The 20,972-nt window shown below is 59.7% G+C and carries 20 protein-coding genes; 13 read left to right on the forward strand and 7 right to left on the reverse strand.

From position 1 onward, the window contains the following. Positions 1–93: 93 nt before the first annotated feature. The 5 genes from E4P00_RS21520 to E4P00_RS21540 all read right to left on the reverse strand — a co-directional run bounded on the left by E4P00_RS21520 (position 94) and on the right by E4P00_RS21540 (position 5,716). The gene (locus E4P00_RS21520) at positions 94–378 is read right to left on the reverse strand and encodes a YceK/YidQ family lipoprotein (RefSeq protein WP_148853997.1); all 285 of its coding nucleotides are present in this window, start codon (positions 376–378) and stop codon (positions 94–96) included. After that, entirely contained in the window at positions 371–1,000 is a 630-nt protein-coding gene (gene ubiX, locus E4P00_RS21525; RefSeq protein ID WP_005791790.1) for a flavin prenyltransferase UbiX, read from the reverse strand. Before ubiX ends, E4P00_RS21520 begins: the two co-directional genes overlap by 8 nt. Continuing rightward, positions 997–2,346 carry a UDP-N-acetylmuramate:L-alanyl-gamma-D-glutamyl-meso-diaminopimelate ligase gene (mpl, locus tag E4P00_RS21530; protein ID WP_032879281.1) on the reverse strand — a complete coding sequence of 450 codons (1,350 nt, stop codon included), beginning with the start codon at positions 2,344–2,346 and terminating at the stop codon, positions 997–999. Before mpl ends, ubiX begins: the two co-directional genes overlap by 4 nt. A gap of 109 nt (positions 2,347–2,455) precedes the next feature. Further along, complete coding sequence (locus tag E4P00_RS21535) at positions 2,456–3,154, reverse strand: hypothetical protein (RefSeq protein WP_248133003.1); 699 nt, start codon at positions 3,152–3,154, stop codon at positions 2,456–2,458. Positions 3,155–3,805: 651 nt separating this feature from the next. After that, entirely contained in the window at positions 3,806–5,716 is a 1,911-nt protein-coding gene (locus E4P00_RS21540) for a sigma-54-dependent Fis family transcriptional regulator (protein ID WP_078822424.1), read from the reverse strand. Positions 5,717–5,987: 271 nt separating this feature from the next. On the opposite strand from E4P00_RS21540, the gene E4P00_RS21545 reads away from it, so the two are divergent. From E4P00_RS21545 to E4P00_RS21585, 9 genes are all read left to right on the forward strand, one after another. Then, entirely contained in the window at positions 5,988–7,508 is a 1,521-nt protein-coding gene (locus tag E4P00_RS21545; RefSeq protein WP_005791797.1) for an aldehyde dehydrogenase family protein, read from the forward strand. A gap of 207 nt (positions 7,509–7,715) precedes the next feature. After that, positions 7,716–9,149: an ethanolamine permease gene (eat, locus tag E4P00_RS21550; protein ID WP_032879278.1), complete on the forward strand. Its 1,434-nt coding sequence runs from the start codon at positions 7,716–7,718 to the stop codon at positions 9,147–9,149. A 52-nt stretch (positions 9,150–9,201) separates the two neighbouring features. Beyond that, on the forward strand, positions 9,202–10,596 hold the full coding sequence (locus E4P00_RS21555) for an ethanolamine ammonia-lyase subunit EutB (protein WP_032879276.1): 1,395 nt from the start codon (positions 9,202–9,204) through the stop codon (positions 10,594–10,596). Then, positions 10,593–11,429: an ethanolamine ammonia-lyase subunit EutC gene (gene eutC / locus E4P00_RS21560; RefSeq protein ID WP_078822425.1), complete on the forward strand. Its 837-nt coding sequence runs from the start codon at positions 10,593–10,595 to the stop codon at positions 11,427–11,429. Before E4P00_RS21555 ends, eutC begins: the two co-directional genes overlap by 4 nt. 89 nt (positions 11,430–11,518) lie before the next feature. Beyond that, the gene (locus E4P00_RS21565) at positions 11,519–11,977 is read left to right on the forward strand and encodes a GNAT family N-acetyltransferase (RefSeq protein ID WP_005791806.1); all 459 of its coding nucleotides are present in this window, start codon (positions 11,519–11,521) and stop codon (positions 11,975–11,977) included. Between the two features lie 307 nt (positions 11,978–12,284). Next, entirely contained in the window at positions 12,285–12,941 is a 657-nt protein-coding gene (locus E4P00_RS21570) for a DedA family protein (protein WP_003194521.1), read from the forward strand. A gap of 6 nt (positions 12,942–12,947) precedes the next feature. Further along, positions 12,948–13,763 (forward strand): M90 family metallopeptidase, encoded by an 816-nt coding sequence (locus tag E4P00_RS21575; protein ID WP_005791808.1) that lies wholly within the window; start codon positions 12,948–12,950, stop codon positions 13,761–13,763. Positions 13,764–13,872: 109 nt separating this feature from the next. After that, complete coding sequence (gene ppa, locus E4P00_RS21580) at positions 13,873–14,400, forward strand: inorganic diphosphatase (RefSeq protein ID WP_005791810.1); 528 nt, start codon at positions 13,873–13,875, stop codon at positions 14,398–14,400. Between the two features lie 213 nt (positions 14,401–14,613). After that, entirely contained in the window at positions 14,614–15,387 is a 774-nt protein-coding gene (locus tag E4P00_RS21585; protein WP_005791812.1) for a helix-turn-helix transcriptional regulator, read from the forward strand. 299 nt (positions 15,388–15,686) lie between these two features. On the opposite strand, the gene E4P00_RS21590 is transcribed toward E4P00_RS21585, so the two are convergent. Beyond that, positions 15,687–15,923 carry a hypothetical protein gene (locus E4P00_RS21590; protein WP_032879272.1) on the reverse strand — a complete coding sequence of 79 codons (237 nt, stop codon included), beginning with the start codon at positions 15,921–15,923 and terminating at the stop codon, positions 15,687–15,689. Between the two features lie 506 nt (positions 15,924–16,429). Here E4P00_RS21590 and ycaC point away from each other — a divergent pair. Further along, positions 16,430–17,062: an isochorismate family cysteine hydrolase YcaC gene (gene ycaC / locus E4P00_RS21595; RefSeq protein ID WP_032879270.1), complete on the forward strand. Its 633-nt coding sequence runs from the start codon at positions 16,430–16,432 to the stop codon at positions 17,060–17,062. A 60-nt stretch (positions 17,063–17,122) separates the two neighbouring features. On the opposite strand, the gene E4P00_RS21600 is transcribed toward ycaC, so the two are convergent. After that, complete coding sequence (locus tag E4P00_RS21600; RefSeq protein WP_216090361.1) at positions 17,123–18,154, reverse strand: PDDEXK nuclease domain-containing protein; 1,032 nt, start codon at positions 18,152–18,154, stop codon at positions 17,123–17,125. Positions 18,155–18,337: 183 nt separating this feature from the next. Between E4P00_RS21600 and E4P00_RS21605 the strand changes: the two genes are divergently transcribed. From E4P00_RS21605 to E4P00_RS21615, 3 genes are all read left to right on the forward strand, one after another. Then, complete coding sequence (locus tag E4P00_RS21605; RefSeq protein ID WP_078822428.1) at positions 18,338–18,982, forward strand: NAD(P)H-dependent oxidoreductase; 645 nt, start codon at positions 18,338–18,340, stop codon at positions 18,980–18,982. Then, the gene (locus tag E4P00_RS21610; RefSeq protein ID WP_248133005.1) at positions 18,921–19,301 is read left to right on the forward strand and encodes a MerR family transcriptional regulator; all 381 of its coding nucleotides are present in this window, start codon (positions 18,921–18,923) and stop codon (positions 19,299–19,301) included. The genes E4P00_RS21605 and E4P00_RS21610 overlap by 62 nt, the downstream gene beginning before the upstream one ends. 135 nt (positions 19,302–19,436) lie before the next feature. Continuing rightward, the coding region (locus tag E4P00_RS21615) for a DUF6531 domain-containing protein (protein WP_248133007.1) at positions 19,437–20,972 on the forward strand (1,536 nt) is incomplete at its 3' end.

The raw sequence follows: 20,972 nt of genomic DNA on the forward strand, positions 1-20,972 counted from the left end.
TTGCTCCCGATGACGGTGGGTCAGCAACAATGTAGTTGCCTGACACGGCGCCATCGGGAGCAAGCCCCCTCCCACATTGGGTTCGTGTAGTTCTCAGAGTCCGCCAGTGGCGTTGAAGCCCACGCCCAGCACGGTCAACAAAGACAGTGGCAACAGCAGCGTATCGAGCAACGCGCTGGCGGGCAGGTCGATATGAGGATAGGTGGGCGCCTCGGCACCAAAGCGGTCCTTGGCACAGCAGCCGCCATTGATCGCATACAAATCCAGGCGTGTACCGGCATACACCACTGGCGCGCCCGCTTGCGCGGCGTCCAGGGTGCGTGCCGTGGCGCAACCAGCGAGGTGCAACGCCAGTAATAGCAGCAGCACTTTATTCATCGCCGCCCAAATGGTGCTCGCCCCAGCGCGGCAGCATGTCCTGGGGAATGTTCAGCAGGTTGAGAATGCGCGCCACCACGAAGTCCACCAGGTCATCAATGGTTTGGGGCTGGTGATAGAAGCCCGGCGACGCGGGCAAGATGGTCACGCCCATGTTCGACAACTTGAGCATGTGTTCCAGGTGAATACTCGAATACGGTGCTTCGCGCGGTACCAGGATCAATTGGCGACGCTCCTTCAAGGTCACGTCCGCCGCCCTTTCGATCAGGTTATTGCAGGCGCCCGTGGCAATCGCCGACAGGGTGCCGGTGGAGCATGGCACCACCACCATCGCCGCCGGCGCGCCGGAGCCCGAAGCTACGGGCGACATCCAGTCTTCCTTGCCATAGACCTTGATCTGCCCCGCCGCCGCACCGGTGTATTCGGTGAGGAACGCTTGCATCATCTGCACCTTGGCCGGCAATTGCACATCCGTCTCGGTCGCCAGCACCAATTGGGCGGCCTTGGAAATCAGGAAGTGCACTTCACGGTCTTCACGTACCAGGCAATCCAGCAGGCGCAGGCCGTAAGGCGCGCCGGATGCGCCGGTCATTGCCAGGGTGATACGTTCGGGGCCGCTCATTTCAACGCCTCGGCCAGCTTGCCGTGCAAGCCGCCAAAGCCGCCGTTGCTCATGACTACCACATGGGTGCCGGGCTTGGCCAAGTGCTTCACATGCTCAATGATGCCTTCCAGCGAATCACACACGGTCGAAGGCACGGTGCACAGCGCAGCGATCCCCGGCAGGTCCCAACCAAGGTTGGCAGGCGCGTACCAGACCACCTGGTCGGCGTCGTTGACGCTTTCCGGCAGGCCATCGCGGTGCGCACCCAGCTTCATGGAGTTGGAGCGCGGTTCGACGATCGCAATGATTTGGGCATCGCCAACGCGCTTGCGCAGGCCGTCGAGCGTAGTGGCGATAGCAGTTGGATGGTGGGCAAAGTCATCGTAGATGGTAATCCCATTCACGTCGGCGACTTTTTCCATGCGCCGCTTGACGCTTTTGAATGCGCTCAAGGCCGCGATGCCCATGGCCGGCACCACACCGACATGCCGTGCAGCCGCCAGGGTTACCAGCGCGTTGGCAACATTGTGCTGGCCGGTCATATCCCACTCCACGACGCCTTGGGCTTGGCCTTCGAACAGCACTTCAAACCGGGAGCCGTCTTCGCTGAGCAACTTGACCTGCCATTGCCCGTCCACACCGGTGGTCTGCACCGGCGTCCAGCAGCCCATGTCGATCACGCGCTGCAACGCCGGTTCAGTGGTCGGGTGTATGACCAGGCCTTCACTCGGGATGGTACGCACCAAGTGATGAAACTGCCGCTCAATAGCCGCCAGATCGGGAAAGATGTCCGCGTGATCAAACTCCAGATTATTCAGGATCGCTGTGCGCGGACGGTAGTGGACGAACTTGGAGCGCTTGTCGAAAAACGCGCTGTCGTATTCATCGGCTTCGATCACAAAAAACGGCGTATCGCCCAGGCGCGCCGACACCGAGAAATTCTGCGGCACGCCGCCGATCAGGAAGCCCGGGCTCATGCCCGCATGTTCCAGCACCCAGGCGAGCATACTGCTGGTGGTGGTCTTGCCGTGAGTGCCGGCCACCGCCAATACCCAACGACCTTGCAACACATGATCAGCCAGCCATTGAGGGCCTGAGACGTAAGGCAAACCTTTATTGAGCACGTACTCGACCGCTGGGTTGCCGCGGGACATGGCGTTGCCAATCACTACCAGATCCGGCGCCGGGTCGAATTGCGAGGGGTCGTAACCTTGGGTCAGCTCGATACCTTGCGCCTGCAGCTGCGTGCTCATGGGCGGATAAACATTGGCATCGGAGCCCGTAACGTGATGGCCCAGCTCTTTGGCCAGAACCGCCATCGAACCCATGAACGTACCGCAGATACCCAGAATATGAATGTGCATAGTCGACCTCGTAAACATCGAGGCAGGTTAGCGTAGGGTGGGAAAGTTCGCACGCTTTAGCTGAGGGCGAAACGCCCGCCGGTAGGATCCGACGGGCAAAAGGGATGTCTTAAACCGTGGTGCCAGCTTTTTTAAGCTCAGCGTCTTTCAAGGTCATGATTCGTTCGGCCGCTTTTTCCATCGCGTCATACCGACGCTCTATTACGCCTAAGCGTCCCCCGGTACTGGGAGATGTTGACGACTCGATGTGAGGTTTGAAAATAACGCCGTTGTCCTCAGCCACTTGCCTCATATGGGTTTCTGAAACGCTCAGTAACTGCTCCAGGTTAGTCAAGCGTGCCCCACGCTCCTTGGGCCAGGCGTCGCCAATGGCAAGCCGGTCTGCGGTGCTGCCCGACGCCAGCGTCATGACGACATTGGCAAACTCCAGCACCACTTTCTCTACCCGATCCAGATGGCGCGTGGCTCCCGGCGCAGGCTCATCGGGTGCGGGTGGCGCAACGGTTTGCGGCATGGGCTTCTGATCGGACTGTGCAACGCCGGGCAAATGCGGTGGCGGTGGCGCCACTGGCGACGGCACGTATTGGCCCTTGATCGCTTCCCCCGCGGCCACGGACCCGGCATACGCCCCCACATTGATCGGCGCGCTGACCATACCATTGACACCTGCATTGATGAACGCGTCCTTGACCGTCTTGCCTGTAGAGGGTGATGTAGAAATAACGCCCGCTTTGACCAGCCTGTCGGCATCCAACAGTCGCTGGGTGACATCGGCCATGCTGACCTTGGGTGAATCGTCCTGTTTCACAGGGGCGGTCCCACCGCGGGGGGGCGTCTGAGGCCCCTTGGTCAGCACGTCCTTGAGTCTACCTGCGGTTGACTGGCTTGAACTGCCCGCGGTCGCACTGGCACCAGGGGTTTCGTGGCTTGTCGTCGGCTTTTTCCCACCCGCCGTGGTTTGGGGCCGGGTGGGCGAGGGACTGACCGGAGCAGGCGGCACTCTGGGCGATGGCGTGGGCGGCACGTGAGGCGTGGGGCGGGATCCTCCCCCGAACCGCCGTCCAAAAATTCCACGCTTGATGCGCACCTTCGGCGTTTGATCAGTCTCCTGCGCAGACAACTGCGTGCCAGGCTCAGGCTGAGTGGGGTCCATCGGTTCGCCCCAGCCCGCGGTTAAGGGTTGCGGTTGGGACGTGAGCGTAACGTCAAGTTGAACAGGGAGTTGTAGCACAGGAGTCGTTATTGGACTTGTAATGTTCATGTGTTGTCACCCTAGAAGTTTCAAACAACTGTGATTAAGGGCACGTGATGCTCTGCCCTTATTCCATCAGTGCTTAAAACAACGTGCAGCGTTCCGGGGCGACGTGAGTACATGGCGCGATAAAAAACCTTAAAGCCTGTGCGACAAAACTTGAGCCATCGGCAATAACTGAGTTATTCCGACAGGTGTCGCACTCCCTTAATGGGTGGAGTCCCTTGAGATTCCATGTTTGCGTAACTTGCGGTACAGCGTATTGCGACTGACCCCCAACTGTTCAGCCACATGACTCATATGCCAGCGCTGCTGCGCCAACGCACCGAGTAATGCCTGACGCTCGGCGCTTTCCAGTGGCAAGGCGTACGGCGCATCCACCCTCGCCCCCAGCGGCTGCGCCTGACGAATCAATGCCGGCAAGTCGTCAAGACCGACTCGGCCGTCCTCACAGAGCGCCACCACCGTGCGCAATACCGTACGCAACTGTCGCAGGTTGCCGGGCCAGGGGAATGCCAACAAAGCCTGGCGCGCCGACTCGTCTAGCATCACCTGTTCGGTGCCGGCCTCTTGGGCCAAGAGGAAGTCCAACAATTGCGCCTTGTCAGTGCGTTCGCGCAACGGCGGCAGGGCGACTTCCAAGCCGCTCAAGCGGTAATACAGGTCTTCGCGAAAGCTGCCATCGGCCACACGCTCCAACAAATTACGGTGCGTCGCGCTGATGATGCGCAGGTTCACGGCTTGAGGTTCGCCGCCGATAGGCACCACCAGGCGATCCTCCAGCACCCTTAACAAGCGGGTTTGCAGCGCCAGTGGCATATCGCCGATTTCGTCGAGAAACAGCGTACCGCCGTCGGCCTGTTGCAGCTTGCCGCGCATGCCTTCTTTAAGGGCGCCGGTGAAACTGCCGGCGCGATAGCCAAACAACTCGCACTCGATCAGGTTTTCCGGAATGGCCGCACAGTTCAGCGCGACAAAGGCCTTGTCGCCTCGCTGGCTGGCCTGGTGCACGGCCTTGGCGAAAGCCTCTTTACCGCAGCCGGTTTCGCCGTTGATCAGCAAGGGCACGTCGCGTTCGAATACTCGCGAGGCCTTGCGCAGCTCATTTTGCAACGCCGGATCGCCCAGGCAAATACCCAGTGGGCGTGGCGCCTGCGGCTTGACGACCGGGGCCGGCGTACTGCGGGGCTGGCCTCGCAGCGCTGCAAATAGAGGCCGACCATCGCGGCTACGCAGCGGCCAACTGGCCGTGGCACTCGCGCTGGCCCGCCCTAGCAACTGATCCAGGGAACAGTCGAAAAACGCGTCCACCGGCTGGCCCACCAAGCCGCCGCGTAGCTGCCCCAACAGGTTCAGGGCGCTCTGGTTCACCGCACAAATGCGCCCTTCGCCATCGAACGCCAGCAAGCCTTCGCTGAACAACCCGACCGACTCGGCCTGGAGGTGAAAACGCAGCAGCCAATGGTGTTCGAAGTGGCGCAGGAAGTAGCAACTTTCGATCATCTTGGCCGACAGGTTCACCAGCGCCATGGTGTGGAACTGGCTCTGGCGCGACACGGCTTCGCGGGCCGAGGACACATCCAGCACCGCCAGCAATTCACCGTGAGGGTCGAACACCGGGCTCGCCGAACACGTCAGCCCGGTATGGCGGCCGCGAAAATGCTCGTCACGGTGGATGGTCAGGGATTGACGCTCCACCAGGCAGGTGCCGATGCCATTGGTGCCTTCGCAGGCTTCACTCCAGTCGGCGCCCAGCCACAGCCCGGCGCGTTCGAAAATCTTGCGCTCGGACGGCGCGGTGACACAGTTGAGGATCACCCCCCGGGCATCGGTGAGCAGCACCGCATGACCGGCCCCCGAGAGTTGCTGGTGCAGGCTGTTCATTTCGTTGCCGGCGATATGCAGCACCTGGCGCAGGCGTTCGCGGCTTTCCAGCAGGCGGCCGTGCTCAAGCACGGTGGGCGCAACGGTCAGCGCGGGGTCGAGGTGGTAGTCCTCAACGCAACGCAGCCAGGAACGGGCGATGGAGGGATCGCTGCCCGGCCCTTGAAGCGGCTCTTGCCCCCGGGTGACGGTGAGAACCTGCTGGGCATGGCGACTGAAATGATCGTTGTGCATGTTCTTATTATTCTCCCTGCGTGAGAGCGCCCAGCATCCACCAGCCATCCGGCCATTGCAATCCCGGGCCGACCCATCGGTCACAGGCTGTACCGTTTGCGGTACAAGCTGTCACCCCACCTGTATCGCCCCGGCCACAGTCATGCCTTGTAAACAAAACCAAACCCTTGATTTACCTGGCCCGCACGCACTGGCCCAACCTTTGCTCTACGCTTTATAACGCGCTTGCAGCGCTGTACTCCGATAAACATAAAAGCAGGAGATGCCCACCATGCGTTATGCACACCCCGGTACCGAAGGCGCCATCGTTTCGTTCAAGGCCAAGTACGGCAACTACATCGGCGGCGAGTTCGTTGCGCCGGTCGATGGCAACTACTTCTCCAACACCTCGCCGGTCAACGGCAAACCTATCGCAGACTTCCCGCGCTCCACCGCCAAAGACATCGACAAGGCTCTGGACGCCGCCCACGCCGCCGCTGACGCCTGGGGCAAAACCAGCGCCCAGGACCGCTCGCTGGTACTGCTGAAAATCGCCGACCGTATCGAGCAGAACCTCGAACTGCTGGCTATCACCGAAACCTGGGACAACGGCAAGGCCGTGCGTGAAACCCTCAACGCCGACATCCCCCTGGCCGCCGACCACTTCCGCTACTTCGCAGGCTGCATTCGCGCCCAGGAAGGCAGCAGCGCCGAAATCAACGAACTCACTGCCGCCTATCACTTCCACGAACCACTGGGCGTGGTCGGCCAGATCATCCCGTGGAACTTCCCGCTGCTGATGGCCGCCTGGAAACTAGCCCCGGCCCTGGCCGCCGGCAACTGCGTGGTGCTCAAGCCCGCCGAGCAAACCCCGCTGGGCATCAGCGTACTGATGGAACTGATCGGCGACCTGTTGCCGCCAGGCGTACTGAACGTGGTGCATGGTTTCGGCAAGGAAGCCGGCGAAGCCCTGGCGACCAGCAAACGTATCGCCAAGATAGCCTTCACCGGTTCTACCCCGGTGGGCTCGCACATCATGCATGCGGCGGCCGAGAACATCATTCCGTCTACCGTTGAGCTGGGCGGCAAGTCGCCGAATATCTTTTTCGCCGACATCATGAAAGCGGAACCTGCATTCATCGAAAAAGCTGCCGAAGGCCTGGTGCTGGCGTTCTTCAACCAAGGCGAAGTGTGCACCTGCCCATCCCGCGCCCTGGTGGAGGAGTCGATCTACGACGACTTCATGAAAGTGGTGATGAAGAAGGTCGAGTCGATCAAGCGCGGCGATCCGCTGGACACCGACACCATGGTCGGCGCCCAAGCGTCCGAGCAGCAATTTGACAAGATCCTGTCCTACCTGGAAATCGCCAAGGGCGAAGGCGCGCAACTGCTGACTGGCGGCAAGGTTGAAAAGCTAACTGGCGATCTGGCCACCGGCTATTACATCCAGCCGACCCTGCTCAAGGGCACCAACGACATGCGTGTGTTCCAGGAGGAAATCTTCGGCCCGGTGGTGAGCATCACCACTTTCAAGGACGAAGCCGAAGCCCTGGCGATTGCCAACGATACCGAGTTCGGCCTGGGCGCCGGCCTGTGGACCCGCGACATCAACCGCGCCTACCGCATGGGCCGCGCGATCAAGGCCGGTCGCGTGTGGACCAACTGCTACCACCTGTACCCGGCGCACGCCGCGTTTGGCGGTTACAAGAAGTCTGGCGTAGGGCGCGAAACCCACAAGATGATGTTGGATCACTACCAGCAGACCAAGAACCTGCTGGTGAGCTACGACATTAATCCGTTGGGCTTTTTCTAACCCCACACCCCCTCCCACCTTTGAAATGCAATCAAGGGTGGGAGGGGGCTTGCTCCCGATCGGGGAGTGTCAGTGCAAGTATGAGTCACTGACCCACTGCTATCGGGAGCAAGCCCCCTCCCACATTTGGATCTTCATAAGTACTTGCGATGCGCATTCGGCACACACCGGCCGAGTTGAAAACAATAAGAATGGAAGGTACTTCCCATGCCCAGCGAACCCACGAGTTCTTCGGTCGACTTCGAAAAAGTCGGCACCGATTACTTTCAACAACGAGAATTGAAAAAAGGCGCTGCCGGCTGGGTGCTGTTAGTCGGCCTTGGCGTCGCCTACGTCATCTCCGGCGACTACGCAGGCTGGAACTTCGGCCTGGCCCAGGGTGGCTGGGGCGGCATGTTCCTCGCCACATTGCTCATGGCTACCATGTACCTGTGCATGTGCTTCTCCCTGGCCGAACTGTCTTCGATGATCCCCACCGCCGGCGGTGGCTACGGTTTTGCCCGCAGCGCCTTTGGCCCTTGGGGCGGGTTCCTCACCGGCACCGCGATCCTGATCGAGTACGCCATCGCCCCCGCCGCAATTGCGGTGTTTATCGGCGCTTACTGCGAGTCGCTGTTCGGCATTGGCGGCTGGATGATCTACCTGGCGTTCTACATCATCTTTATCGGCATCCATATTTTTGGTGTCGGCGAAGCCTTGAAGCTGATGTTTGTCATCACCGCCGTCGCCGCGATCGCTTTGGGCGTATTCCTGGTGTCGATGGTGCCGCACTTCAACGTCGCCAACCTGCTGGATATTCCGGTGACCGAGGCCAAAGGCGCCAGCAGCTTCCTGCCGTTCGGCTATGTGGGCGTGTGGGCGGCGATCCCTTATGCGATCTGGTTTTTCCTCGCAGTAGAAGGCGTGCCCCTGGCCGCTGAAGAAACCAAGAACCCCAAGCGCGACCTGCCCCGTGGGCTGATCGGCGCGATTGTGGTGCTGACCAGTTTTGCCCTGTTGATCCTGGTTATCGCGCCGGGCGGTGCAGGCACGTATGCGCTGATCAAATCCGGCAACCCGTTGGTGGAAGCCCTGGCGCTGTCCTACGGCGGTTCGACCTGGATGGGCAGCTTCGTCAATCTGGTCGGCCTGGCTGGTTTGATCGCGAGCTTTTTCTCGATTATCTACGCCTACTCGCGGCAGATTTTTGCCTTGTCGCGCGCTGGCTACCTGCCGCGCAAATTGTCCGAGACCAACAAGAGCAAGGCGCCAGTACTGGCGCTGGTCATCCCCGGCATCATCGGCTTTGGCCTGTCGCTGACCGGCCAGGGCGATTTGCTGATATTGGTGGCGGTGTTTGGCGCAACGATTTCCTACGTGCTGATGATGGCCGCGCACATCACCCTGCGCATCCGCCGCCCTAAAATGGAGCGCCCGTACCGCACGCCGGGCGGCATCTTCACCTCGGGCGTAGCGCTGGTACTGGCCTGCGTGGCCGTAGTGGCAGGCTTTTTGGTCGACCCACGCGTGGTGATTGGCGCGGCGGTCATCTATGGAGTATTAATTGCTTACTTTGCTTTCTACAGCCGGCATCACTTGGTAGCAGGCACGCCCGAAGAAGAATTCGCGGCGATCCAGGCCGCAGAGGCCGCCCTGCACTAAGTGCCGTAAACCTCGGCGCGGGCGCCTGCTCGCGTCGTCAAGGAGATACTGTATGGCAAGTTTTTCCCACGCGGTGGGTGCACACACCTATCGCTTCGACAGCCTCAAGGATCTGATGGCCAAAGCCAGCCCGGCGCGCTCCGGCGACTTCCTGGCCGGTGTCGCTGCGCAGAATGATGGCGAACGGGTCGCCGCCCAGATGGCGCTGGCAAATACACCCCTGAAGCACTTCCTCGAAGAAGTGCTGATTCCCTATGAAAGCGACGAAGTCACCCGGCTGATCATCGACACCCACGACAAACAGGCCTTTGCCACGGTGAGCCATCTCACCGTCGGTGGCCTGCGCGACTGGCTGCTCAGTGACGCGGCTGATGAACAATCCCTACGCGCACTGGCGCCGGGGCTGACACCGGAAATGGCGGCAGCCGTGTCCAAAATCATGCGCGTACAGGACCTGGTGCTGGTGGCACAGAAGATCCGCGTGGTCACCCAGTTTCGCGGCACCATGGGCCTGCGCGGACGCTTGTCCACGCGCTTGCAGCCTAACCACCCCACCGACGAACCAGCAGGCATTGCCGCGAGTATTCTCGACGGCCTGCTCTACGGCAACGGCGACGCCATGATCGGCATCAACCCGGCCACCGACAGCATCGCCTCGATCTGCGCCATGCTGGAGATGCTCGACGCGATCATCCAGCGCTACGAAATCCCCACCCAGGCCTGCGTACTCACCCACGTCACCACCTCCATCGAGGCGATCAACCGTGGCGTGCCGCTGGACCTGGTGTTCCAGTCGATCGCCGGCACCGAGGCCGCCAACGCCAGTTTCGGCATCAGCCTGAGCGTGCTGCAGGAAGGTTACGAGGCTGGCCTGAGTCTCAAGCGCGGCACTCTGGGGCAAAACCTGATGTATTTCGAAACCGGCCAGGGCAGTGCCCTGTCGGCCAATGCGCACTTTGGCGTCGACCAGCAAACCTGTGAAACCCGTGCCTACGCCGTGGCCCGGCACTTCAAGCCGTTCCTGGTCAATACCGTGGTCGGTTTTATCGGCCCGGAGTACCTGTACAACGGCAAGCAGATCATCCGCGCCGGTCTGGAAGACCACTTCTGCGGCAAGCTGCTCGGCGTACCCATGGGTTGTGATATCTGCTACACCAACCACGCCGAAGCCGACCAGGACGACATGGACACCCTGTTGACCCTGCTCGGCGTTGCCGGCATCAACTTCATCATGGGCATCCCCGGCTCCGACGACATCATGCTCAACTACCAGACCACCTCGTTCCACGACGCCTTGTACGCCCGGCAAACATTGGGTTTAAAACCGGCGCCGGAGTTTGAACAGTGGCTGGCGAAAATGGGCATCTTCACGCAAGAAGGCGGCAAAGTGCACTTCGGCAACAGCCTGCCACCGGCGTTTCGCCACGCTCTGGCGCAACTGGGATGAAGGAGCCGACCGTGCAACCAGAATTGCCTGACAACCCGTGGCTGGAATTACGCCGCCTGACCCCGGCGCGCATCGCCCTGGGCCGCACCGGCACCAGCATTCCTACCAGTGCCCAGCTGGACTTCCAGTTTGCCCACGCCCAGGCGCGGGATGCGGTGCACCTGCCCTTCGACCATGCCGCGCTCAGCGGCCAATTGGCCGAACGTGGCCGCGACAGCCTGTTGCTGCGCAGCGCCGCCACGGACCGGCATATGTACCTGCAACGCCCGGACCTTGGGCGACGCTTGAGCGATGAGTCGGCCCAAACCTTGCGCGACTACGCTTCGGCGTACCCGGGTGGCGTGGATTTGGCCATCGTGGTGGCCGATGGCCTGTCGGCATTGGCGGTGCATAAGCATACGGCTCCGTTTCTGACGCGCCTGGAGGAACAGACCCACGCCGAAGGCTGGTCCTTGTCACCGGTGATACTGGTGGAACAAGGCCGCGTGGCAGTGGCCGATGAAATCGGGCAATTACTCGGCGCCAAAATGGTGGTGATCCTGATCGGCGAACGGCCGGGGCTCAGCTCGCCGGACAGCCTGGGCCTGTATTTCACCTACAACCCCAAGGTGGGCCTCACCGATGCGTATCGCAATTGCATCTCCAATGTGCGGCTGGAAGGCTTGAGCTATGGCATGGCGGCCCATCGCCTGTTGTACTTGATGCGCGAGGCGTGTCGCCGGCAACTGTCGGGGGTCAACCTCAAGGATGAGGCACAGGTTCAGACGCTTGAATCCGACGACCCGGACTTGATGAAGGGCAATTTCCTGCTCAGCCCACCGAGTGACCGATAGCGGCACGATTGCGCTTTTTTGCCGCATTAGGCAGCATCAAGTCACGGCCGCTCGCGTGGTCATACCCCATTTGGAAGTTGAGGCCTGGCATGCGGATTACTCAAGCGACCCTGGAACACCTGGACCTGTTGACCCCGTTGTTCGTCAAATACCGCGAGTTTTACGGGGCCCTGCCATTCCCGGATTCATCCCGGGCTTTCCTGGAAAAGCGCCTGCGACGCAAGGAATCGGTGATCTACCTGGCCCTGGCCGATGATGATGACAAGCGACTGCTGGGCTTTTGCCAGCTGTATCCGAGCTTTTCCTCGTTGTCGCTGAAACGGGTGTGGATCCTCAATGACATCTATGTAGCCGAGGATGCCCGCCGGCAACTGGTGGCGGACAACCTGATGCGCACGGCCAAGAAGATGGCCAAGGAAACCCAGGCCGTACGATTGCGGGTATCCACCAGCAGCGACAATGAAGTGGCGCAGAAGACCTATGAGTCCATAGGCTTTCGTGAAGACACCGAGTTCAAGAACTACGTGCTGCCGATCAACGAAGACTGACCCCTAATCCCCCAAACACTGTAGATCTCTTGTGGGAGGGGGCTTGCTCCCGATGGCGGGGTGTCAGTTAACGAATTTGTCCCTGACCCACCGCAATCGGGAGCAAGCCCCCTCCCACAAAAAACCAAGCCAACCGCTTCACACTTTCACGACACTCCCCGCTACAAAAGCCACACGCTTTTCACCATTCAATCCGTATAATGCGGACCTCTCAAGGTTGTAAGAACCACGACATACACTTGTAGCCTTATTACCCGTCGTCCCCGCACTGGCCCGCTGAGCCGGGCCATTCACACAGGTGCCATCCATGGATTTCAACCCGCTTGACCTTATCCTGCATCTCGACGTTTACCTCGACATGCTGGTAACCAACTACGGTCCGTGGATCTACGCCATTCTGTTCCTGGTGATTTTTTGCGAGACCGGCCTGGTGGTCATGCCATTCCTGCCGGGTGATTCGTTGCTGTTTATTGCCGGCGCCGTAGCAGCTGGCGGCGGTATGGACCCAGTGCTGCTGGCCGGCCTGCTGATGCTGGCGGCGATCCTCGGCGACAGCACCAACTACGTCATAGGACGAACGGCTGGCGAACGCTTGTTCAGCAACCCCAACTCGAAGATCTTCCGCCGCGACTACCTGCAAAAGACCCACGACTTCTACGACAAGCACGGTGGCAAGACCGTGACCCTGGCGCGCTTTCTGCCGATCCTGCGCACTTTCGCGCCGTTCGTCGCCGGCGTGGCCAAAATGCCCTACCCGCGCTTCTTCGGATTCAGCGTACTCGGCACCATCCTCTGGGTCGGTGGCCTGGTGACCCTGGGCTACTTCTTCGGCAACGTGCCCTTCATCAAGAAAAACCTGTCGCTGCTAGTGGTGTTCATCATCCTGTTGTCGCTGGTGCCGATGATCATTGGCGTAGTGCGCAGCCGCTTTGGCCGCACGTCCTCCGAAGCCAACCCACACTGATTGCCCATGTGGTCCCTAAGCGCCTGGCGTCGCCGGCGCCTGCTGGCCAAGCACCCGATTGCCGATGACACCTGGCAACGGGTGCGCCACCACCTGACCTTCCTCGACGGCATCAGCGCCGAGCAAGACCAGTGGCTGCGCGAAGCCTGCGTGATCTTCCTCGCCGAAAAACACCTCACCGCCCTGCCCGGCGTCGACCTGCACCAGGAACAACGCCTGCTGCTCGCCGCCCAGGCGCAATTGCCGCTGATGAACCTGGGCGACCTCGACTGGTATCAGGGCTTTCATGAAATCGTGCTGTACCCCGACGACTTCCTCAGCCCGCAGCGCCATCGCGATGCCAGCGGCGTGGAGCACGAGTGGGACGGCGAACACAGCGGCGAAGCCTGGCAACAAGGCCCGGTGATCCTCGCCTGGCCTGGGGTGCTCGCCAGTGGCCAATGGGAAGGCTACAACCTGGTCATCCATGAACTGGCGCACAAGCTCGACATGCTCAACGGCGACGCCAACGGCCTGCCACCGCTGCACCACGACATGCGCGTGCAGGAATGGGCCAGCGTGATGCAAAGCGCCTTCGACGACCTCAATCGCCAACTGGACGCCAACCCGGAGGCCGACACCGAGATCGACCCATACGCTGCGGAAAACCCAGCCGAATTCTTTGCCGTCACCAGCGAGTACTTTTTCAGCGCACCGGATTTACTGGTCAACCGTTATCCACAGGTGTACGCCCAACTCAGCCGCTTCTACCGCCAGGACCCACTGGCGCGCCTGACCCAACTGCAAGCCGGCGACCCACGTTATCAGCCGCAAGGCGAATGACCGTACGACGCTTGGCGCATGGCATCGGCGTCAGAATATGCCTATAATCGCCGCCACTTTTAGGCCAATCCGGCCATGTCATATGGCCAACTAACGGGGGCAACGCCCAATGAGCTACAGCAAGATTCCGGCTGGCAAAGACCTGCCGAACGACATCTACGTCGCCATCGAAATTCCGGCCAACCACGCGCCGATCAAATACGAAATCGACAAAGACAGCGACTGCCTGTTCGTTGACCGTTTCATGGCCACCCCGATGTTCTACCCGGCCAACTACGGTTTCATCCCCAACACCCTGGCTGACGACGGCGACCCCCTCGACGTGCTGGTCGTGACCCCTTACCCGGTTACCCCAGGCTCGGTTATCCGCGCCCGTCCAGTCGGCATCCTGAACATGACCGACGACGGCGGAGGCGATGCCAAAGTCATCGCAGTGCCACACGACAAGCTGTCCCAGCTGTACGTGGACGTGAAGGAATACACCGACCTGCCGCCACTGCTGCTGGAACAGATCAAGCACTTCTTCGAGAACTACAAAGACCTCGAAAAAGGCAAATGGGTGAAGATCGACGGTTGGGGCAACGCAGAAGCCGCGCGCGCCGAGATCATGAAGTCGGTTGCCGCCTACAAAGGCTGATACCCGCGCCTGATTGCTTCGGCAAATAAGAAAGCCCCGTTAGTTCGGGGCTTTTTTATGGGCAAAATTAAACATCAAGTTCAATGTTTATTTTATGCTGTTTATCTAAGTTGCACACCTGAAAGATCGAGCCACAACTAAGCCAAATCCTACATATGCAATTCAACGCATGGTTTATTTGATTGGTTTTTCCCGCCAGTAAACTCTGCGTTTATGAATACATCAGGTGATCGTTTAAAAGCGCTACTCCGGGAAGTTAATCTTTCCGCCTCCGACTTCGCCAAGAACCGCGGCGTCACGCCTCAACACGTGAACAACTGGTTCAAACGCGGCGTTCCCATGGGCCGACTCAACGAGATAGCAGAACTGCTGTGCGTCTCAAGTCGCTGGTTAAGCGACGGCCGAGGCCCCAAACACCCGCCCGCCAACTACCTGCTGGAAGGCCCCGACACAAGGAAACTACTGCCCACCCGCGAAGACACCGGCAAATACCTCACAGGCCCCGCCTGCCGTCCGGAAACAACCGACGTGGAGATCCCCCTCCACCCCACATTCACCTCAAGCGAACGCATCCGCGTCTCCCGGCACAGCCTGCAAACCCTCAACGTCCATCCCGACCGCGCGGTAGGCGCTTACATGGTCGACAACAGCATGACCGACATCATCCAACAAGGCGCCACCCTTGCCATCGACCGAGGCCGCACCCAAATCATCGACGGCGAAATTTATGCGGTAGAGCACGACGGGATGCTGCGCATCAAATACCTCTACAACCGACCTGGCGGTGGGTTGCGCCTGCGCAGCCACAACGCCGCCGAACACCCGGACGAATACCTCAACCACGAAGAACGCTTCGAACAAAGCTTCAAGGTTGTCGGCTGGGTATTCTGGTGGTCCACCCTCAACAACCGCCGGCCGCCCGTGCCGCTGGATGAACATCTATTGGGCTGGGAAGGCTCTAAATCGGAACCGGAGGTGGGCAACTGAAGTGAATGTGGGTATCATGCGCCGCACATTTGGCAGGGGGATGGCTTAGCTATCTGCCCTGTCAGGCGATGCGGAGTAGTTCCCGCGGATGCCCCTACTATTCAGCCCGACGCCATGTGGGCTGAGCGATTTGAAGGCTGGTGAGGTTTGTCAAAAACAAGCTGAGGCAGTCCCCGAGAAGCCGGCCACAAGCCGGTTTTTTAATGCCTGTAAGAATACAGTTCAATTGTCCAGCAGCTGCTGGACAATTGAATCGTCAACAAAGGCGGGCAGGTATCCTACCCATCCTTCAATAGGCGTTATTTAGGCTGCAAACACTCCACAGCCCTATCCGCCACCATCTTCGCCATCTCCACCAGATGCATCACCGCCCTCTGCGGCGCAGCCACTGACTCGCCGATCACCCGTGACGTAGCCAGCGCACAATGCAGCAGCTCAGCCACCTGCACCCAGGCATCCTCAAAGCTCAGATCTTCATTGACCGTGAATGAGTTGGTCGGGTGTGACGACAGCGTATCTGAACGAACGTTATCCATAGCAAAACTCCTAGCAGTAAGTGACTACCACCGTCCTTTCGCGACTAAACGAGCAGAGGTGGCGGCTGTACGCAGGTTAGTCGACCGGCCGCTAGGCACCGGCGCACCAGAGGGTGCCCTGCGCACAGCCACCATAAAGTGCAGGCGAGAAGACACCTGTCTTTGGGATGGCGCGTGCGCCTAGCGAGGTCCGGGCGACTAAACCCGATCACTGAATTAGCAGTGACGGTCAGCAGCCTAGTCACCCAATTCCACTGGCGCAAGCGGTTGGGATTCTCTCGGAAACGTCCTGCAAATGAAAGGGATCGTACCTGCTGGCTACTCAAAATCAGGCAATTCATTCGCGTTATGCGCATTAGTACGGCGCCCCCAATCGCTCGCTCTTTGTCTCCTTTAAGTTGACAGTAAGACTCGTCACACCCGATTTATCCCCCGCCACCCACCCATTAATCTGTGCCCATATTGAACGCAACGCCCAACCAACCTAAACAAAAAAGGATTCAACCATGAGCGCTCCCACCTACAATCGCTTGAACAAAGACGACGCTATCGTTCTGCTGGTCGATCACCAAACCGGCTTGATTTCCCTGGTGCAGGACTTCTCGCCCAACGAGTTCAAGAACAACGTGTTGGCCTTAGCTGACCTGGCCAAGTTCTTCAACCTGCCGACCATCCTCACCACCAGCTTCGAGCAAGGCCCCAATGGCCCGCTGGTGCCAGAGTTGAAGGAAATGTTCCCGGAAGCGCCGTATATCGCTCGCCCTGGTCAGATCAATGCCTGGGACAACGAAGACTTCGTCAAGGCGATCAAGGCCACCGGGCGCAAGCAGATCATCATTGCCGGTGTGGTGACGGATGTGTGCGTGGCGTTCCCGACCTTGTCGGCGCTGGCGGAAGGCTTTGAGGTGTTTGTGGTGACGGATGCGTCCGGCACGTTCAACACCACGGTGCAGCAGGCGGCGTGGAGCCGGATGACGCAGGCCGGTGCGCAGTTGATGAACTGGTTCTCGGTGGCGTGTGAGCTGCACCGCGACTGGCGCAACGATATCGAAGGCCTGGGTAACCTGTTGTCCCAGCGGATTCCCAACTATCGCAACTTGATGAACGGTTACGCGGCGCTGACAGCTCATCAGAAATAAGCAAACCCAGCGTGATAAGCCTGCCCTGAAAAGCAGGCTTTTTCCATTGCTTGCCCGCCCCTAGCCCGCCAACTCCCGTTCGATCTGCTCAATACTCGGCAAACTGGTTTGCAATTCTGCGGGCAAAGATTCCACCAATTGATATTCCGCCACGCCGATAGGTCGGTTGTTATCGCGCAGTGCATATTCAGCCACCACCTCATTTTTACCTTTGCACAACAACAGACCAATCGTCGGGCCATCCTGTGGGTGCTTTATCTCGGCATCCACAGCTGCGAGGTAGAAGCTCAGTTTGCCCAGGTGTTCGGGCTTGAACTTGCCAGCCTTGAGTTCGATCACCACGTAGCAACGCAGCTTCAAGTGATAGAACAGCAGGTCGACGAAGAATTCATCACCGCCCACATTCAGCAGCACTTGCCGGCCTACGAAGGCAAAGCCTGCGCCTAATTCCAATAAGAAGTCGGTGACATGCTTGATCAGGGCGTTTTCAATATCACGCTCTTGCGCGTTCAGGCCCAGGCTGAGGAAGTCAAAGCGGTAAGGGTCCTTGAGGGTTTCACGCGCCAGATCGGATTGGGCTTTGGGCAGATGGCTTTCAAAGTTACTGACGGCCTTGCCACTGCGTTCCAGCAGGCGGTTTTCAATGTGCATCATCAGCGTGTTGCGCGACCAGCTGTGTTTAACGGCCTGGAGAATGTACCAACGACGTGTTTCGGGGCCCGGAAGCTTATCGAGCAACACTAGGTTGTGACCCCAGGGCAATTGTGCAGCAGCTTGTTGCACAAATTCAGAATCCGGCCACGCCTCGGCAAAAGCACGCATGTACTTCAGATTGCGCGGCGAAAAACCCTTGATGTCTGGAAAGGCCGCCCGCAGATCCTGCGCAAGGCGGTCGATCACTTTGCTACCCCAGCCTTGATCGTTCTGACGGGTCAAAATATCGCGACCGATCTGCCAGTAGAGCAGCACCAGTTCACGATTGACCGCGATTGACGCACGCTGCTGTGCGTTATGGATACGGCCCTTGAGGTCTGTCAGCCAATCACTGTAGCCCTCTGGAGGTGCCGTCAACCCGATGGAGGTCTCGCTCATGCCTTTTTACTCTTGTGTTTTCAGCAGGCTAGTTAGCCCGCTGTGCCGTCACAAGCGCTCATGAGTACTCTCGGACGCGTCCTGCGTACCTTGCAGAAAGATCCTGCTGGCACTGGCTGTGGCCCTTGACTCTCCCCTATACGGCACCCCCTACCCTGAACGCCCATTTCAGGAGCCTTCAGCATGAGTCAGCGCATCCTGGTCATTCTCGGCCATCCGTCCACCGATAGTTTTTGTTCAGCCATGGCGCAGACCTATATCCACGCTGCGAAAACGGCAGGTCACGAAGTACGCATCCTGCACCTGGGCAATCTCACATTCGACCCGATTCTTCACCACGGTTATACCCAGGCTCAAACACTGGAACCCGACTTGCTCAGCGCCCAAGCCGACATCCTTTGGGCCGAGCACCTCACATGGGTTTTCCCTGTTTGGTGGGGTGGTATCCCGGCACTGATGAAAGGCTTTATCGACCGAGTTTTCCTACCCGGCTTCGCCTTCAAATACCGCGCAGGCAAGGCATTCCCTGACAAGCTGCTCAAGGGCCGAAGCGCGCACTTGTTAGTGACCCTGGACACGCCGGCGTGGTATTACCGCTGGGTCTACCGCATGCCGGCCATCCACCAGATGCGTCGCACCACGCTGGCGCTGTGCGGCATCACACCGAGCAAGACGCTGCTGTTCGGGCCGGTGCTGGGCTCTACGTTGACGCAGCGGTCCCGGTGGCTGAAACAGGCCGGCGCATTATTTGAGAAAGGGAATTTTCATGTACATCGGCAAAGCTGCGCAGTTGTCCGGCACGACCATCAAGGCGATTCGTCACTATGAGGCGATTGGATTGATGCCCGAGCCGCAACGCCTTGGCGGCTATCGGGTTTATACGGAGCAGAGCGTAGAGCGACTGACCTTTATCAAATGCGCCCAGCAGCTCGGGTTCAAACTCAAGGAGCTGCAGGAGATTTTGCTGGGGTACGACGGTGACACCTTTCCCTGGGACAGGGCGGACCAAGCCATCACCAACAAGAAGCACGCGCTGGCCGCGCAAATCGCCGTGTTGCAACGGATGCAGGCGGGCTTGATTGAGTTTGAAACCCAACTGAAAGACGCCCAAGGGCACTGCTCGTCAATCAGTAGTGTCGCCATTTGAAGTAGCCCTTACGCATGAGTTGCCGCTGACTTTTGCGAGCCCCGTGTAAGGGCAATCTGATTTTCCAAACCGTTCATCCAGCCGCTTTTCGCTGCGGCAGACTCCGACGCCTTGCCTTCTGTCGAGACGTCATGGATGACCCACGCTGCCCACATTGCCGCTATCGAACATGAGCTGGATGGCTTCCATCAGAGCCTGGTGGAGTACCGCCAGCAAATGGGCGCCTGGTATTCGCGCGCGCTGGATTCGGTCAGCCATGCAGCGGATATGCCGTCGTTGCTGGGCATGGACCGAGTGTTGCGGGTTGGGGATTCGCAGCGTTCGGTGAGCATTACCGATGCAGATTTCTCCACCGTGGCCCGTTGCCCGGTGGGTGGCGTGCTGGAGATCGAGAGCAAATTCGAATCAGCGTATGACGTGCCGATTGGCGACATCCCGGTTGAGGTGATCGGCCTGGATGACGGCATCTCCACGCGGGTGATGCTCGATGAACACGGCAAGGGTTCGCACTACTGCGCCGCTGGCGGGCGCTATCAGGTAAGGGTTCAGGGCGGTGTTTCGGCGCAGCAAGTGGACGCCTTGTTTGCCTCCTATGCCGGGCTGACGGCGGACTTGGAACAGTGGCTTCGGTCACAGTGGAAAGACTTCAAACCCCACTGGGAACGCTCTACTGCCAGCGCGATTGGCAGCGGCGTGCTGGCGGGCAGTTGGGCGGCGATCACGGATGTGTGGGACAGCATCAAGCTGGTGCAGGCGATGCTTGAAGACCCGCTGAAGTACGTCGAGCAACTGGGTAGCGAGGCGGCCAAGTTGGCGCAGATCGCCACCGATGCGCCCAAGGTCATGGAACAGGCGATGTTGCTCGCCAGTGACGAGGCGGCGCTGTACCTGTTACTGCGCACCGCCATGATCTGGCTGGACGCGTTACCGCCCCGTGAAGTCGCGCAAGCGGCCGCAGGTTTTATGGTGTCGTTGCTGATTGACCTGGTGATTGGCGCGGTGTTGACCATCGCGTTGCCGGCGGCGGGCGTGGCGTATTTGAGCGTTCGCCTGGTCAAGCATGGCGCACAAATTCTCAAGGCTGCCGTGGGCTTCGTGAAGGGGGTGCTGGCGATTCTCACCAAGTTCATGCAGGCGGTCGACCGTTATAAAGCGGTGGCGGTTCGCGGTGTGGTCGACTGGGTGAAACAAGGCACGATGCAGATGCGCTGGCGGGCGCGGCAGAACGCGGTGCTGACGCAAAAAGAGCGTGTGGATGATGTGCCGGTCATGGCGTCGAATCCGAAGGGAGACGCGGCGACGCCAGCGGACAAGACGGTCACCAACGGCTGCCCAGTGTCGATGGTCACCGGGGAAGAATTGCTCACTCTTACCGATGGTGCGCTGGACGGGATCTTGCCGTTTGAGTGGACGCGGCTGTATCGCACCAGTGCGGTGGATGTGGATTGCGGGTTGGGGTTTGGCTGGAGTCATGCGCTGGCGCACAGGCTTTGTGTGTCGGGCGATTCGGTGGTGTGGACCGACCATGAGAACCGCTCGACCACCCTGCCCTTGCCGACTTCTGCTCGACCCGCGATTACCAACAGCCTGGCAGAAGCGGCGATCTACTTGGGTTCGGTTCCTGATGAGCTGGTGCTGGCCCAGGCGTCGCGGTTCTATCACTTTCGCGAC

Source organism: Pseudomonas sp. B329 (assembly GCF_023127835.1).
In the GTDB taxonomy this organism is placed as follows: Bacteria; Pseudomonadota; Gammaproteobacteria; order Pseudomonadales; family Pseudomonadaceae; genus Aquipseudomonas; species Aquipseudomonas synxantha_A.